The organism is Corynebacterium pacaense, assembly GCF_900169525.1.
In the GTDB taxonomy this organism is placed as follows: Bacteria; Actinomycetota; Actinomycetes; order Mycobacteriales; family Mycobacteriaceae; genus Corynebacterium; species Corynebacterium pacaense.
Genome location: NZ_LT821239.1, coordinates 195,151 through 208,871, shown reverse-complemented (window position 1 = coordinate 208,871; position 13,721 = coordinate 195,151). Strand labels below are relative to the sequence as shown.

Sequence of the window (13,721 nt, the reverse complement as noted above, 5' to 3'; positions counted from 1 at the left end):
CTGTGACAGTTCACTGCCAGCAGCACGGACTATGTTCGGCCGTTATGTCCATTTCCCATGCACCCGAGCACGACACCTCCTCCGGGAGGCGCGTGATTGAGATGAAACGATCCATCGGTCCCCGCGTGCCCGCGGTTGTCCCCTTCGCATTCGGTGTCTACGCGGTGCTGCTGGTCGCCCTGACCCTGTGCAAGGGCTACCTTTCACTGGGCGGGGTGTGGAACACCGGAGCGCACCACCAGCGTTCCCTGGATCTGGTGCTGTTCAACGGTTTCTCCGACGCTCCGATCTGGTGGGGCCCGTGGGCCAACACCATCGGCAATGTCGCGCTGTTCCTGCCCTTCGGTTTTCTCCTCCTCGTGGTGCTGAGAAGCCGGAGCAGATTTCCGCTGTTGGAGGTCATCGCCTATTCGGCGTTGGTCAGTCTCATCATCGAGGTGGCGCAGTTCGTGTTCGCGGTGGGCTACACCGATGTTGATGATCTCCTCCTGAACACCATCGGCGGGGCCCTCGGCGCGCTGATCGCCCTGAAAGCTCCCCGGGATGCGGTGAAGGGACTGTGCTGGACCCTCATCGCCGGCTGCGTGTCCATCCTGGGTCTGATGGTCACCTCCAGCCTCCGCTAGTACCGATGCGGGATGCCGGCCCCGGCGGATCCGGAGGCACTATCCTGGAAGGTAGAACTCAGTTGAGGAGCGTAATGCCGGCCATTCCCACCATGTCCATCCCCGTGTCCGAATCCCGGGGGCCGTACGTCCTTGCGATGGATATCGGCTCCACCGCCTCGAGGGGCGGGCTTTACGACGCCTCCGGGCGCCCCCTGAAGGGGTCGAAGCAGCGGGTTGCGCATTCATTCACCGTCGGTGACTGTGGTGCCTCGACGATCGATGCGGATCAGGTGGTTGCGGAGATCGGGCGGATCATCGACGGCGTCCTTCACTTCGCCGAGCTCAACGGCCTCGCGGACCGAATCGCTGCGGTGGCGCTGGATACCTTCGCCTCATCGATGATTGCCGTTGACGGTGACTCTCGCGCCCTCACGCCGTGCATCACCTATGCGGACGCCCGCTCGGCACCCTATGTAGAGCAGTTGCGCGAGCGCGTTGATGAACGTGACTACCACCTGCGCACCGGCGTGCGGCTGCACACCTCCTACCACCCCTCCCGGCTCCTCTGGCTCAGGGAGGAGTATCCCGATCTGTTCAACCGGACCGCAACGGTGATGACCATCGGTGAATACGTCTACCTCGCACTTGCCGGTATCCGTGGACTTTCCACCTCCATGGCCGCGTGGAGCGGAATCCTCAATGCCCACACCGCGGAGCTGGACACCGCCACCTGTGAGATGGTCGGTGTGTCGCCGGAGCTGTTCGCCCCCCTTGCTGAACCCGACGAACCCGCCGTGGCGGGTGAGGTGGGCAGAAGGTGGGCGTCGATAAGCGGGGTCCCCTGGTTCCATGCCATTCCCGACGGATGGTCCTCGAACATCGGGCCGGGTGCCGTGGATTCCCGTACCGTCGCGGCGGCTGCGGCGACCTCGGGTGCGATGCGCGTGCTGCTGCCGGAGGTTCCGGGGGAGATTCCGGAGGGGCTGTGGTGCTACCGGCTCTCCCGCTCACGGTGCATTGTCGGCGGCGCACTCAATGATGTGGGCCGTGCGGTGAGCTGGTTGGAGCACACTCTTGCGCCGGTGGACAACCTCGCCGGGATACTGGCCGGGCCACCCCTGCCGGCGTCCCCGGACGTCCTTCCCTTCTTCACCGGTGAGCGTGCCACCGGCTGGGCCAATGGTGCGCGGGCCGCGTTCACCGGCATCAGTGCGGCGACCGGCCCCGAACACATCTGGCGCGGCGTCTTCGAGGCCGTCGCCCTGTCCTACCAGCGGGTCTGGGAGCAGATGGCGCGGGCCGGCGCCACCCCGGAAAGGGTGATCGCCTCGGGCAGTGTGGTTGTTGATCACCCGGAGTGGTTGCAGATGCTGGCGGATGCGCTGGATACCCCCGTCATCCCACTGACAATGAAGCGCAGCACCCTGCGCGGCACCGCGCTCATCGCCCTCGATGCTCTGGACCCGGGTGGCACGCGTGCACTTCCACCACTGGGGACCGCCTTCGATCCCGTTCATGTGGCCCACTACCGGCGGGCCCGGAGCATCTTCGACGAGCTCTACCGGAAGCTGGTCTGAGCACTAGCGCAGCAGCGGCCTCGACCAGAATGCCAGAACCAGCGTCGAGGCGATGGACAGCGCGGCCATGATCCACAGGGTTCCGGCGATCCATCCGGAATCCACCGCCAGCGCACCGAGAGCGGCACCGGAGGCGATTCCCACCTGGAAGGTCACCACGTAAATCGAGGATGCCGCATCGGGGTTCTCACGTCCGGCGTGCAGGAAAATGGTGGTGCCGAGGGTGGGCAGAGCACCATAGGCACCACCGCAGATCGCGACACCGAGGAAGATCACCACGATCGCCGCGGTTCCCTCGAGGTCAAAGGCGATATGGCTGAGGACGGCGGCGATGACGAAGATCGTGGTGGTGTGCACACTGCCGCGGATCATGCGCTGATCCACGGTCCGGGTGGCCACGGTGACACCGACCAGCCCCATCGCTCCGAAGAGGAACAACCCGGTGGAGACGAGACTGTCGCCGGCATTCTCCGCGATGATCAGGCCCAGATAGGTGTAGGCGGCGAAGACTCCGGTGACCGCCAGGAGCAGGAACACCACCAGCGACAGCAGGCTGAGTGCGGAGGACTTCTTCTCCTTCGTCCTGTTCTCCGGGGCAGTCGGGGCCAGAGACGGCAGGGTGGGAACCAGAACCGCGACGGCGATGATCACCAGGGCGCCGAGGATCCAGGTCGCCGGACGCCAGCCGATGATCTCCCCGATCCAGGTGGCCAGCGGGGAACCCACCACCAGGGCCATGGTCGAACCCGCCGAGACCACACCCACGGCCTTGCCGGTGTGCCCCGGGGACATGCGCGCGGCCATCGGGCCCACCAGCGCCCAGAACACCCCGTGGGTCAGGGCGGCGATGATGCGGCCCACCGCCAGGGCGGCGTAGCTGGTGGCCGTCGCCTGGACCACGATGCCCGCGGCCAGGAATGCGAGGGTGATCAGGAAGATCGTGCGTTTGTTGAAACGCGATACCCATAGCATCGCGGGGATGGTGACAACGGCGACCACGCCCGCGTAGACCGTCATCAGCAGACCGATCCCGGATTCGCTGACACCGAGGTCCAGCGACATCGGGCGAATGAGCCCGACCGCGAACATCTCGAAGGTGACGTAGACAAAGGCGGCGAAACTCATCGCCGTCAGCGGGACGACGGGGAACTTCTTTTCAATGGTTCGGGTGGGGGCTGTGGTGGTGCTCATGGCGTACGACCTTCCGATCCCAGGGGGAACAAAGAGGGTAGGTGCTTGATGTTTTAAGGCTGGAACAGCTGGTCGGAAACGATCAAGAAGGACGTGTTGAGATTAGCTGTGAACCTGGCACAACATCCACCCCAAAAGGGTGGAACCGCCGGCTTCGGGATGAAGTTCACTGGAGGCCGTGGAGTGTGATGGGATCCATCGGATCCGAATGCCGATTGCCCCGGGGCCGGGGCCGACCCGGATGCAGGTTCCGGCGGGTACGTCCCGGCGCGGCTAATATCGGCGGATATGGATCATCAGATGCGTGCCGTTGCCATGATGGACTCCCACTCCTCCGCGCAGCCGGATTTCCTCATCGACGTCCGGGTTCCGCGTCCCGAGCCGGGTCCCCGCGACCTTCTCGTCGAGATCTCCGCGGTATCTGTCAACCCCGTGGACACCAAGATCCGTCTGCGCGCCGGGAAGCAGGCGACACCGAAGATACTCGGCTTCGCCGCCGCAGGCACCGTCGTGGAGATCGGTTCCGCGGTGTCGGGATTCGCACCCGGGGACAGGGTCTTCTACGCCGGTTCCAATCAGCGGCAGGGCACCAACGCACAGTTTCACCTGGTGGATGAGCGTCTGGTCGGACCGGCCCCGCACAACCTGTCGGCACAGGACGCTGCGGCACTGCCCCTGGTCTCCCTCACCGCCTGGGAGTCCCTCTTCGACCGCCTCGGTGTCAAGCAGTCCGACTCGGGAACCCTGCTGGTACTCGGAGGATCGGGCGGGGTGCCCTCGGCGGTGATTCAGCTCGCCCGCGCACTGACCGGATTGACGGTGGTGGCCACGGCCTCCAGACCGGAATCGGCCACCTGGGTGCGCACGCTGGGCGCCCACGAGGTCATCGACCATTCCAGGGAGCTGAGCGGGCAGATCTCCGACGTGGACTTCGTTTTCAGCTCCTGGACCACCGGCCGGGAGGTGGAGCTGGCCTCGGTGATGAATCCACAATCCGCCCTCGTTCTCATCGACGACCCCGTCGACCCGAATCCCGGCGCCTTCAAGGCGAAATCGATCGCGGTGCACTGGGAATCCATGTTCACCCGCTCCGCATTCGGCACCGCCGATATGGCTGAGCAGGGAAGAATCCTCTCCAGGGTCTCTGACATGGTGGATCGCGGCCAGTACTCCGCGCTGACGGGGACCGGGCTGCAGGGACTCAACGCCGCCACGCTTATGGAGGGGCACCGCCTGGTGGAACAGGGGCACACCACGGGCAAGATCGTGGTGGGTTTCTGAGCACCCCGGGCGGCTGAGACCGCCGGATGACAACCGTCTCGGCACGCCCCCGGGTCCCCGAGATCGGGGCGCGCCATGATGTGGCGGAGGTTATATCACCCTAATCGCTGTGAGGGTTGGCTTTCCATAGTGATTCTATTCACGTCTCAACTTAGGTTAGGCGGGGCTATCATGTAGCTGGTTATCAGGCCGATTCCGGTGCGGTAACTCTACAGAAACCACTCAACTGCCCGGAAGGTGAACCCCGCCATGATGCTTGCGACCTTTCTGATCGGCCTCCGCGAGGGCCTGGAGGCGTCGTTGATCATCGGCATTCTCCTCGCCCACGTGCGCAAGGTCGGGCAACCGGGTGCGGTTTCAAAGATCTGGTGGGGTGTCGGACTCGCCGTGTCGATCTCGGTCGTCCTCGGTGCCATCCTGACCTTCGGGCGCTATGGACTGTCCTTCAAGGGGCAGGAGATCATCGGAGGATCGCTCTCGCTGCTGGCCGTGGCCATGGTCACCGGCATGGTCATGTGGATGATGACCTCGGGTCAGAACATGAAGAAGGATCTCGAAGCATCCGCCAACGCCAGCATGGTCAGGGGTGCGGCCTGGGGCATCTTCTGGCTGGCCTTCATCTCGGTGGCCAGGGAGGGACTTGAGACAACCATCATGATCTGGGGCTGGGCATCCACCTGGCCGGCATTCATCGGTGCACTGCTGGGAATTCTCACCGCCGTCGGACTGGGAATCCTGCTCTACCGCGGAGTGCTCCGCTTCAACCTCGGGGCATTCTTCACCTGGACCGGAGGGTTCCTCATCATCATGGCGGCCGGCATTCTCGCCTATGGAATCCACGACCTCCAGGAGGCGGCCGTCCTCCCCGGACCCTTCTCCGGTGCGCCGATCACCCCAACCAACTTCCGTACCGGCGAGGTGCTCGTCGGATTCGATGCCTCGCCCTTCTGGATGGCCGCATATCCATTCGGCTGGGCGTGGGATGTCTCCGAATCGGTCGCCCCCGACGGAATCCTCGCGGCTTTTGCCAAGGGCACCATCGGCTGGACCCCGCAGATGTCCTGGCTCGAGGTCAGTGCCTGGCTGCTGTATCTGGCTATCGTCGTCCCCCTGTTCATCCGGAAGGTGCGCGCGCAGCGGGCGGTCCGGAAGGCGTCAACCCCCAAGGAGATTGTCACATGAAATATTCCCGTCTAGTTCTGGCACTTCCCGTACTCGGTGCCCTGACACTGAGCGCCTGCGTGGAGAACGCACCCTCTGACAGTGTGCAGGCCGATGGCGTCAGCCTCAGCGTCTCCTCCACCGATGATGATTGCGTGGTGTCAGCCGATACCACCGAGTCCGGGAACACGGTCTTCTCCATCAGCAACGAGGGCAGTCGCACCACCGAGTTCTATCTGCTGGGTGCGGACGGTCTGCGCATCGTCTCGGAGAAGGAGAACATCGCGCCGGGTCAGACCACGGAAATGAGTGTCTCGCTGCAGCCCGGGGAGTACTACACCGCCTGCAAGCCGGGAATGCGCGGGGCCAACGTCGGCCAAGCCGCCTTCACCGTCACCGGTGATCCGGTTGAGATCAGCGGTGCGGACGAGGAACTCTTCGCCAAGGTTGTCGCCGATTATGTCAACTTCGTCAAGAACGAGGTCGCCGAGCTGGAACCAAAGGTGGAGGAGTTCGCGACAGCGTATATGGAGGGTGATGATGACACCGCCCGTGCCCTCTACCCCAGGGTGCGTGTCCACTATGAACGCATCGAACCGGTCGCCGAGGCGCTGGGGATCCTCGATCCCCGCATCGACTACCGCGAGGTGGACTATCTCGCCGAGGCGGATCTGCTGAAGGAGGATGATCCAACCTTCACCGAGTGGTTGGGTTTCCACCGGATCGAGAAGGACCTGTGGGTGCCGGCCAGGGACCAGCTGCAGCCAGACGGGACCTCCGCGTGGGAGGGCTGGGCACCCTCGGATGACGCACAGCGCAGGGTGGTGGGCACGGCACTCATCGCAGATGTGGGCAAGCTCTACGACGCCGTTCACGCTGATGATTTCGTGGAGACCTCGCAGATGGACATCGCCACCGTGGCCAACGGTGCCTCCGCGCTGCTGGAGGAGATCGCTATCACCAAGGTCACCGGTGAGGAGAACTGGTGGAGCCACTATGATCTCTGGGATTTCCAGGCCAATCTGGAGGGCAGCCGGATCGCCTTCGATCTGGTGGCACCCATCGCGGAGGCGAAGAGCGATGAGGGCAGGGCGCTGGTCAAGGAGATCCGGAAGCAGTTCGATGACACCCAGATCCTGCTCAACAAATACGGAAATCTGGACGAGGGCTTTGTCCTGTACAACGAGGTCAGTGAGGACCAGCGCCGGGAGCTCGTCGCTCAGATCGATGCGCTGCGCGAGCCGCTGTCCAAGCTGACCAATGCGGTCCTCGGGATCGACATCGCCGAGCAATGACCGGGTCAGCGGAACCGACCGGCGAGCACCCCGGCCTGTCCAGACGAGGTTTCCTGGGCCTGGTCGGGCTCGGTGGCGGGGGTGTCGCGGCGGGATACCTGGCGCGTGGGGCACAGGATGCCGGTGCACGGGATGCCGGTGCACAGCGGGACGGCGGATCCGAGGATGAGATCTTTGATTTCTTCGGTGAGCACCAGGCGGGAATCATCACGCCCCAGCAGAACCAGATGCATTTCGCCTCCTTCACCGTCAATGAGGAGACGGGGCGCGATCAGCTGATTGAACTTCTCCGTGACTGGACCTACGCCGCAAACCGGATGAGCATGGGCCTGGATGTGACCGTCGCAGGCGCCTTCGGCGGTGGTACCTATCTTCCGCCCGAGGACACCGGGGAGGCGCGGGGTTTCGGTGCCGCCGGACTCACGCTCACCTTCGGGATGGGGCCCAGCCTGTTCAGGGACGAGCGGGACCGGGATCGCTTCGGCATCGCGCACGCCATGCCGGAGGAGTTCACGTCCCTGCCCAAAATGGTCAACGACTTCATGGACCCCGCACGCTCCGGCGGTGATCTGTGTGTCCAGGCCTGTGCGCATGATCCGCAGGTGGCTGTGCACGCAATCCGCAACCTGACCCGCATCGCCATGGGAAGAGCGACACTGAAGTGGGCGCAGCTGGGATTCGGTCGCAGCTCCTCGACCTCGGTGGAGCAGCAGACCCCGCGCAACCTCTTCGGCCAGAAGGACGGCACCAACAACCTCAAGGCCGAGCAACCCGAGGAGTTGGAGGAGCACGTGTGGATTCCGCCGTCCTCCTCGGCGCCCGCCCTGGCGGGCGGGACCTATCTGATCGCCCGCCGCATCAGCATGGGCATCGAGGTCTGGGACGGGGTGCAACTCGGCGAGCAGGAACGGGTGACCGGCCGGAACAAGGACGAGGGCGCGCCGCTGTCCGGTGGTGAGGAGTTCACCGCCCCGGATTTCACGGCGAAGGATGAGAAGGGTGCCCTGCTCATTGATAAGAGGTCACATCTGGCCCGCGTCCACCCCGACTTCAACGACGGTATCGCCATGCTCCGGCGGGGTTACAACTTCGTCGACGGCAACGATGCCCAGGGGCGGCTCGACGCCGGACTGTTCTTCATCGCCTTCGTCAGGGAACCGGGACGTTTCGCCAGGGTGCACAAGAACATGGCGCGCGATGACATGTTCATCGAGTACCTCAAGACCACCGGCTCGGCGGTGTTCCTCGTGCCTCCCGGAATCTCCGACGGTCAGTACCTGGGTCACCAGGTCTTCGGGGACTGAGCTTCTCGACGCCCCGACGCTCAAGTCCCCGGCCGCCGTCACCGGCGTTGCGGATTACACGGGGTGCGCGGCCCCGGGTATGTCTCCGCGGTGCCGTCTCCATTTTCCCACGAACACACTGTGTGGTCCGAAAAGGTAGACAACGGCGAAGACCATGCCCAGGACCACGCCGACCATTCCACCCGAGGAGGTGTCGAAGACGTAGGCGAGCACGATTCCGGTGATCACACACAGGGAGGAGATCAAGGGGGATAGCCAGAGCATCGTCCAGATTCTGTTGGTGAGCAGGCGGGCTGTCGCCCCGGGGGTGATCAGCATCGCGACCACCAGGATCACGCCGACCGCCTGGAAGGAGATAACAACGGTGATTGCGAGGGCGCCCAGTAACAGTGCGCTCAGGGTGCGCGGGGAGATGCCGATGGAGCGCGCGTGGACGGGGTCGAAGGCGAATAGGGTGAGATCCCGCCGCTTGAGCACAATGACCATAAGCGCCGTGGCTCCCAGCACCACCACCTGCCAGAGATCTCCGCGAGTGACTCCGAGGAGATTACCGAAGAGGATGTGGTTGAGATCCGTCTGGCTCGGAGTGACCGAGATCAGTACCGTACCGAAGGCGAAGAGTGTGGTGAACACGATGCCGATCGCGGCATCCTCCTTGATCAGCCGTTCAGAACGCATTCCACCGATCAGCGCCACCGCGATTGCGGCGAAGAAGAGCGCGCCGACGGTGAAGGGGACGCCGAGAATATAGGACAGGACGACGCCGGGCAGTACGGCATGCGAGATCGCATCGCCGAGCAGGGACCAGCCGATGAGCACCAGCCAGCAACTGATCACCCCGCAGACGACGGCGGTCGTGAGCCCGATGATCAGGGCACGCTGCATGAACGCGTACTGCCAGGGTTCGGTGATAAGCCCGAGCAGACCCATCATGAGACTACCTCCGAGGCGTGGTCGGTACTGAGGTCGAAGGCCCTCGCAAGGTTTTCGGGCCTGAGTACCTCGGTTGTGGAGTCGTGCAGGATCAGGGTCCTGTTGATCAGCACCGACTCCCGGCAAAGCTTCGGCAGTGCGTGAAGGTCGTGTGTGGCCACGAGGACCGTGGCACCGTCGGCGACGAGGTCGTGCAGCAGGGAGGTGATCATGGCCTCACTGCGCTTGTCGACGCCTGCGAAGGGTTCGTCGAGAAGCAGCACACGGGCGTGTTGCGCCAGTGCGCGGGCAACGAAGACACGTTTGCGCTGGCCGCCCGAGAGCTCTCCTATCTGCCGTTTGACTAAGGGTGTCAGTTCCACTTTCTCGATCGCTTCCTTCACCGCTGTTCGATCGGCGCGACTGGGGTGGCGCAGCCAGCCCTGGAATCCATAGCGCCCCATCATCACGACATCGGTGACGTTCAGCGGGAAGGAGGTGTCGATGTCATCGTGCTGGGGGACGTAGCCGATGAGTCCGGCGTTGCGCGCGAGTGCCGCACTGTGGCCGAGGAACGCCATCTCGCCCCGCTCATGTGTGGTCACCCCCATCAGGGACTTGAACAGCGTGGACTTTCCCGCACCGTTCATGCCCACCAGGCCGCAGATATGTCCCGTCTCGATGTCCAGGTTCACGTCGTGCAGCGCCCGGACGTTTCCATATGACACGCTCAGGTCCGCGATGTGAATTCCGGGTGCTCCCGGGATCGCGGAGAGTGCTGTTGACCTTTTCATCGTGGTTCAGTCCCGCTTCGAGGCGGTGAGCCCGGCGATGATGGTGTCCGCATCGTGCCTGAGCAGATCAAGGTAGGTGGGGACGGGACCATCGGAAGCGGAGAGGGAATCGACATAGAGCATGCCCTCATCATTGGTGCGGAAGTTGGCTCCCGTCGCTTCGGCGACCTGCTGCATGGCGTTGGTGTTCACGGTTGATTCGCAGAAGACCATGGGCACGCCGCTTGCGCGTACCTCATCCTCCAGCGTGGCGATCTGCTGGGGAGTGCCCTCACTCTCGGCATTGACGGGCCAGAGATAGAGCTCATTCAGGCTGGCGTCGCGGGCCAGGTAGGAGAAGGCACCCTCACAGGTGACCAGCGTGCGCTGGTCCCGGGGCAGCACCGAGAGCTCCGTGTCCAGGGTGGATCCGACGTCCGCGAGCTTCTTCTTGTATTCCTTACCGTTGTTCTCATAGTCGGAGGAATTGGCCGGATCCAGCTCGCTGAAGGCCTGGACCATATTGTCCACGTAGATCTGGCCGTTGCGCGGGGACATCCAGGCGTGGGGGTTCGGTGTGCCGTTGTAGTCGCCCCCGCGGATATCGATGACTTCCACGCCCTCGGAGAGATCAACGCGTGTGGCATCGGAATCGGAGGTGAACTTCTCAAACCAGCGTTCCAGACCGAGTCCGTTGTTGAGAATCAGATCCGCCTTCGCGGCCTCTGTCAGATCACTCGGAGTGGGCTCGTAGTTGTGGATCTCCGCCCCCGGTTTGGTGATGGATTCGACTCGGAGATGGTCACCGGCGACGTTTTCCGCCATGTCCTCGAGGACCGTGAAGGTTGTCAGCACCAGGGGTGAATCGCCGGAGGGGGTGGATCCGTCGGCACACGCAGACAGCGGAGGGACGGCGAGGGCGACTGCCAGTGCGGCGACGGAGCGCAAGAGAGGAGCTGATGGGCGCATGGATGGGGGTTCCTTTCTGGGTCAGGGGCGTTCCGCCCCCGTCCCCCAGATATCCTGCGCACAGGAGACTGGGGGGACGACTGAACTAGGAAGTTCATACTAATGAACTTCCTAGTTCATGCGCAATAATTGGCGGCTTGGTAGACCTGCACACCGTGCTGTCGTCGGGCTCCCCTACCCCTGGCAGGTGGGACACCAGAAGAGATTGCGGCCCTCCATCGCCCGCTGCTGAATCTCCGTGCCGCAGATCAGGCACGGCAGTCCCTGGCGTCGATAGGCGTACACCTCGCCGCCGTGGTCATCCCTGCGTGGTGCGCGTCCCATTGCCCCTGGGGTGTGCTCGGGGCGGACGGTGTCGATGCGACCTGCCTCGACACCCGCCCGCATAAGTTCGGCGAGATCGTTCCAGATCGAGGTGAACTCCGCGGTGCGCAGCCCCCGCCCGGGGAGAAAGGGCGAGATCCCGAGGCGGAAGAGGGTCTCGGCACGGTAGATGTTTCCCACTCCCGCGAAGAGGCTCTGGTCCATCAGCAGCGAGGCTATGCTCCGACCCGAACGCTGCACCCTCACCCTGACCGGCCCCGGATCGGCGTCCGCGCGGATGGGATCGGCTCCGAGCCTGGCGATGACCTCCGCCTGTTCCACCTCCGAGATGAGGCGGCACCACTGCGGACCGCGCAGGTTGGCTGCGGTGGCACCATCGGAGATGTGCAGCCGGACCTGGCCGCGGGTTTCAGACTCCCCCTCGAAGCGCAGCGTACCGATCAGCCCGAGGTGAATGTGGATGATGTGGCGGGGTGTGGGCGCATCGACGTCGATGAAGAGGTGCTTTCCATGGGCTTCTGCGAGCCTGAGGGGGTGGGAGGTGATCTCCGCGGCCTCCGGGGCGAACCTGCCCTGCGGTGACGTCACCGTCAGTTCGCTTCCCCGCAGGCGGGAGTTGAACTCGCGGGCCAGGCGATGGATGACATGACCTTCGGGCACGATCGGCGGGCCCTTCTGTTGGTTCGGGGGTACTAACAGGAAGCTTATCGACGCACCACGCAGCGGTGGCACACGGCCACGCCGTCGTTGACCGGCCGACGGGGAGCAGGAGCCCGCGCCTCGGGTAGAGTCAGGGCGGTGAAAAACCCGCCCACGCTCACGCCGGGAGTTGACCCCATGCGCACTGGATTCGACCGCGACCTCTACATCAGAATGCAATCGCAGCACATCAACGAACGCCGCGCGCAGATCGGTGGCAAACTCTACCTGGAGATGGGTGGCAAACTCTTCGATGACATGCACGCCTCCCGCGTGCTGCCCGGATTCACCCCGGACAACAAGATCGCCATGCTTGAGGAGCTCCGGGATGAGCTGGAGATCCTGGTCACCATCAACGCCAAGGATCTGCAGCGCAACAAGACCAGGGCGGACCTCGATATCTCCTATGAGGATGATGTCCTGCGCCTGATCGATGTCTTCCGTGAGGCGGGATTCCTCACCGAGCACGTCGTGCTCACCCAGCTCGAGGACACCAACACTCAGGCGCTCGCCTTCATGCAGCGTCTTGAACGCCTCGGCATCAGCGTCGCCCGCCACCGGGTGATTCCCGGCTACCCCACCAACGCCCGACGGATCGTCAGCGAGGAGGGTTTTGGACTCAACGACCATGTGGCGACCACCCGGAATCTCATCGTGGTCACCGCGCCGGGCCCTGGCTCGGGCAAACTGGCCACCTGCCTCAGCCAGATCTACGGCGACTACCAACGCGGTGTCACCTCGGGGTATGCGAAATTTGAAACCTTCCCCATCTGGAATCTCCCGCTGGAGCACCCGGTGAACCTCGCCTACGAGGCGGCGACCGCCGATCTGGACGATATCAATGTCATAGACCCCTACCATCTGAGCGCCTACGAGGAAAGGGCCACCAGCTACAACCGCGATGTCGAGGTCTTTCCGCTGCTGAGAACGATGCTGCAGATGCTCGCGGGTGAATGCCCCTACCAGTCGCCCACGGACATGGGCGTGAACATGGTCGGTTATGCGATCTCCGATGATCAGGTCTGCCGCGAGGCCGCGCGTCAGGAGATCGTGCGCCGCTACCTCAAGGCACTTGTCGATGAACGCCGCGATGACCTCGATGACACGGTCTCCTCCAGGATCGCCCTCGTGATGAGCAAGGCGGGCTGTTCGGTCGAGGACCGCGTCGTGGTCGGGAGCGCGCTCGCCGTCGAGGAGCGGACCCAGGCACCGGCCTCGGCGATCGAGCTTCACGACGGCCGCGTCGTCACCGGCAAGACCTCGGCGCTGCTCGGCTGCTCAGCGGCGATGCTGCTCAACGCACTCAAGGAGCTCGCCGGGATCGATCCCACGGTGGACCTGCTCTCCCCCGAGTCGATCGAGCCGATTCAAACGCTGAAGACGCAACACCTGGGCTCCCGCAACCCGCGGCTGCACACCGACGAGGTTCTCATCGCGTTGTCCGTCTCCGCGGCCACCTCCGACAACGCCAGGCTGGCACTGCGGGAGCTCAGGAATCTCCGGGGCTGCGATGTCCACACCACCACCATCCTCGGTTCCGTCGATGAGGGCATCTTCCGCAATCTCGGTGTGCTGGTGACCTCGGAGCCGAAGTACCAGCGCAGGATGCTCTACCGCAAGCGGTAGA

Annotated in this window: 12 protein-coding genes; 7 read left to right on the top strand and 5 right to left on the bottom strand. The window is 64.0% G+C overall.

Annotation, left to right across the window (positions count from 1 at the left end):
• Nucleotides 1-44: 44 nt before the first annotated feature.
• Together B7E02_RS01185 and B7E02_RS01180 are read left to right on the top strand one after the other, a co-directional pair.
• A complete protein-coding gene (locus tag B7E02_RS01185; RefSeq protein ID WP_080792067.1) occupies nucleotides 45-626 on the top strand; it encodes a VanZ family protein in 582 nt (193 codons plus the stop codon).
• Between the two features lie 74 nt (nucleotides 627-700).
• Nucleotides 701-2,185 carry a gluconokinase gene (locus tag B7E02_RS01180; RefSeq protein WP_080792064.1) on the top strand — a complete coding sequence of 495 codons (1,485 nt, stop codon included), beginning with the start codon at nucleotides 701-703 and terminating at the stop codon, nucleotides 2,183-2,185.
• A gap of 3 nt (nucleotides 2,186-2,188) precedes the next feature.
• Here B7E02_RS01180 and B7E02_RS01175 read toward each other — a convergent pair whose 3' ends face one another.
• A complete protein-coding gene (locus tag B7E02_RS01175) occupies nucleotides 2,189-3,376 on the bottom strand; it encodes an MFS transporter (protein WP_080792062.1) in 1,188 nt (395 codons plus the stop codon).
• A gap of 288 nt (nucleotides 3,377-3,664) precedes the next feature.
• Between B7E02_RS01175 and B7E02_RS01170 the strand changes: the two genes are divergently transcribed.
• From B7E02_RS01170 to B7E02_RS01155, 4 genes are all read left to right on the top strand, one after another.
• The gene (locus B7E02_RS01170; protein ID WP_245802115.1) at nucleotides 3,665-4,657 is read left to right on the top strand and encodes a zinc-binding alcohol dehydrogenase family protein; all 993 of its coding nucleotides are present in this window, start codon (nucleotides 3,665-3,667) and stop codon (nucleotides 4,655-4,657) included.
• Nucleotides 4,658-4,906: 249 nt separating this feature from the next.
• Nucleotides 4,907-5,839, top strand: a complete 933-nt coding sequence (gene efeU, locus B7E02_RS01165) for an iron uptake transporter permease EfeU (protein ID WP_143336590.1) — start codon at nucleotides 4,907-4,909, stop codon at nucleotides 5,837-5,839.
• Complete coding sequence (efeO, locus tag B7E02_RS01160) at nucleotides 5,836-7,113, top strand: iron uptake system protein EfeO (protein ID WP_080792057.1); 1,278 nt, start codon at nucleotides 5,836-5,838, stop codon at nucleotides 7,111-7,113. The genes efeU and efeO overlap by 4 nt, the downstream gene beginning before the upstream one ends.
• Nucleotides 7,110-8,417 (top strand): Dyp-type peroxidase, encoded by a 1,308-nt coding sequence (locus B7E02_RS01155; protein ID WP_080792055.1) that lies wholly within the window; start codon nucleotides 7,110-7,112, stop codon nucleotides 8,415-8,417. Before efeO ends, B7E02_RS01155 begins: the two co-directional genes overlap by 4 nt.
• Before the next feature lie 54 nt (nucleotides 8,418-8,471).
• On the opposite strand, the gene B7E02_RS01150 is transcribed toward B7E02_RS01155, so the two are convergent.
• The 4 genes from B7E02_RS01150 to B7E02_RS01135 all read right to left on the bottom strand — a co-directional run bounded on the left by B7E02_RS01150 (nucleotide 8,472) and on the right by B7E02_RS01135 (nucleotide 12,055).
• Nucleotides 8,472-9,347: a metal ABC transporter permease gene (locus B7E02_RS01150; protein WP_080792051.1), complete on the bottom strand. Its 876-nt coding sequence runs from the start codon at nucleotides 9,345-9,347 to the stop codon at nucleotides 8,472-8,474.
• A complete protein-coding gene (locus tag B7E02_RS01145; RefSeq protein WP_080792050.1) occupies nucleotides 9,347-10,123 on the bottom strand; it encodes a metal ABC transporter ATP-binding protein in 777 nt (258 codons plus the stop codon). Before B7E02_RS01145 ends, B7E02_RS01150 begins: the two co-directional genes overlap by 1 nt.
• Nucleotides 10,124-10,129: 6 nt before the next feature.
• Nucleotides 10,130-11,071, bottom strand: coding sequence for a metal ABC transporter substrate-binding protein (locus B7E02_RS01140; RefSeq protein ID WP_080792048.1), 942 nt, complete (start codon nucleotides 11,069-11,071; stop codon nucleotides 10,130-10,132).
• A gap of 174 nt (nucleotides 11,072-11,245) precedes the next feature.
• Entirely contained in the window at nucleotides 11,246-12,055 is an 810-nt protein-coding gene (locus B7E02_RS01135) for an Fpg/Nei family DNA glycosylase (RefSeq protein ID WP_080792045.1), read from the bottom strand.
• Between the two features lie 177 nt (nucleotides 12,056-12,232).
• Here B7E02_RS01135 and B7E02_RS01130 point away from each other — a divergent pair, with 177 nt between their 5' ends.
• The gene (locus B7E02_RS01130; protein ID WP_080792042.1) at nucleotides 12,233-13,720 is read left to right on the top strand and encodes a DUF1846 domain-containing protein; all 1,488 of its coding nucleotides are present in this window, start codon (nucleotides 12,233-12,235) and stop codon (nucleotides 13,718-13,720) included.
• Nucleotide 13,721 lies beyond the last annotated feature (1 nt).

What these genes read in the sequence shown, in the direction of transcription:
- B7E02_RS01140 (WP_080792048.1), bottom strand. Translation starts at nt 11,071, where the DNA reads ATGCGCCCATCAGCTCCTCTCTTGCGCTCCGTCGCCGCACTGGCAGTC.
- B7E02_RS01185 (WP_080792067.1), top strand. Translation starts at nt 45, where the DNA reads ATGTCCATTTCCCATGCACCCGAGCACGACACCTCCTCCGGGAGGCGC.
- efeU (WP_143336590.1), top strand. Translation starts at nt 4,907, where the DNA reads ATGATGCTTGCGACCTTTCTGATCGGCCTCCGCGAGGGCCTGGAGGCG.
- B7E02_RS01175 (WP_080792062.1), bottom strand. Translation starts at nt 3,376, where the DNA reads ATGAGCACCACCACAGCCCCCACCCGAACCATTGAAAAGAAGTTCCCC.
- efeO (WP_080792057.1), top strand. Translation starts at nt 5,836, where the DNA reads ATGAAATATTCCCGTCTAGTTCTGGCACTTCCCGTACTCGGTGCCCTG.
- B7E02_RS01145 (WP_080792050.1), bottom strand. Translation starts at nt 10,123, where the DNA reads ATGAAAAGGTCAACAGCACTCTCCGCGATCCCGGGAGCACCCGGAATT.
- B7E02_RS01180 (WP_080792064.1), top strand. Translation starts at nt 701, where the DNA reads ATGCCGGCCATTCCCACCATGTCCATCCCCGTGTCCGAATCCCGGGGG.
- B7E02_RS01155 (WP_080792055.1), top strand. Translation starts at nt 7,110, where the DNA reads ATGACCGGGTCAGCGGAACCGACCGGCGAGCACCCCGGCCTGTCCAGA.
- B7E02_RS01170 (WP_245802115.1), top strand. Translation starts at nt 3,665, where the DNA reads ATGGATCATCAGATGCGTGCCGTTGCCATGATGGACTCCCACTCCTCC.
- B7E02_RS01150 (WP_080792051.1), bottom strand. Translation starts at nt 9,347, where the DNA reads ATGGGTCTGCTCGGGCTTATCACCGAACCCTGGCAGTACGCGTTCATG.
- B7E02_RS01130 (WP_080792042.1), top strand. Translation starts at nt 12,233, where the DNA reads ATGCGCACTGGATTCGACCGCGACCTCTACATCAGAATGCAATCGCAG.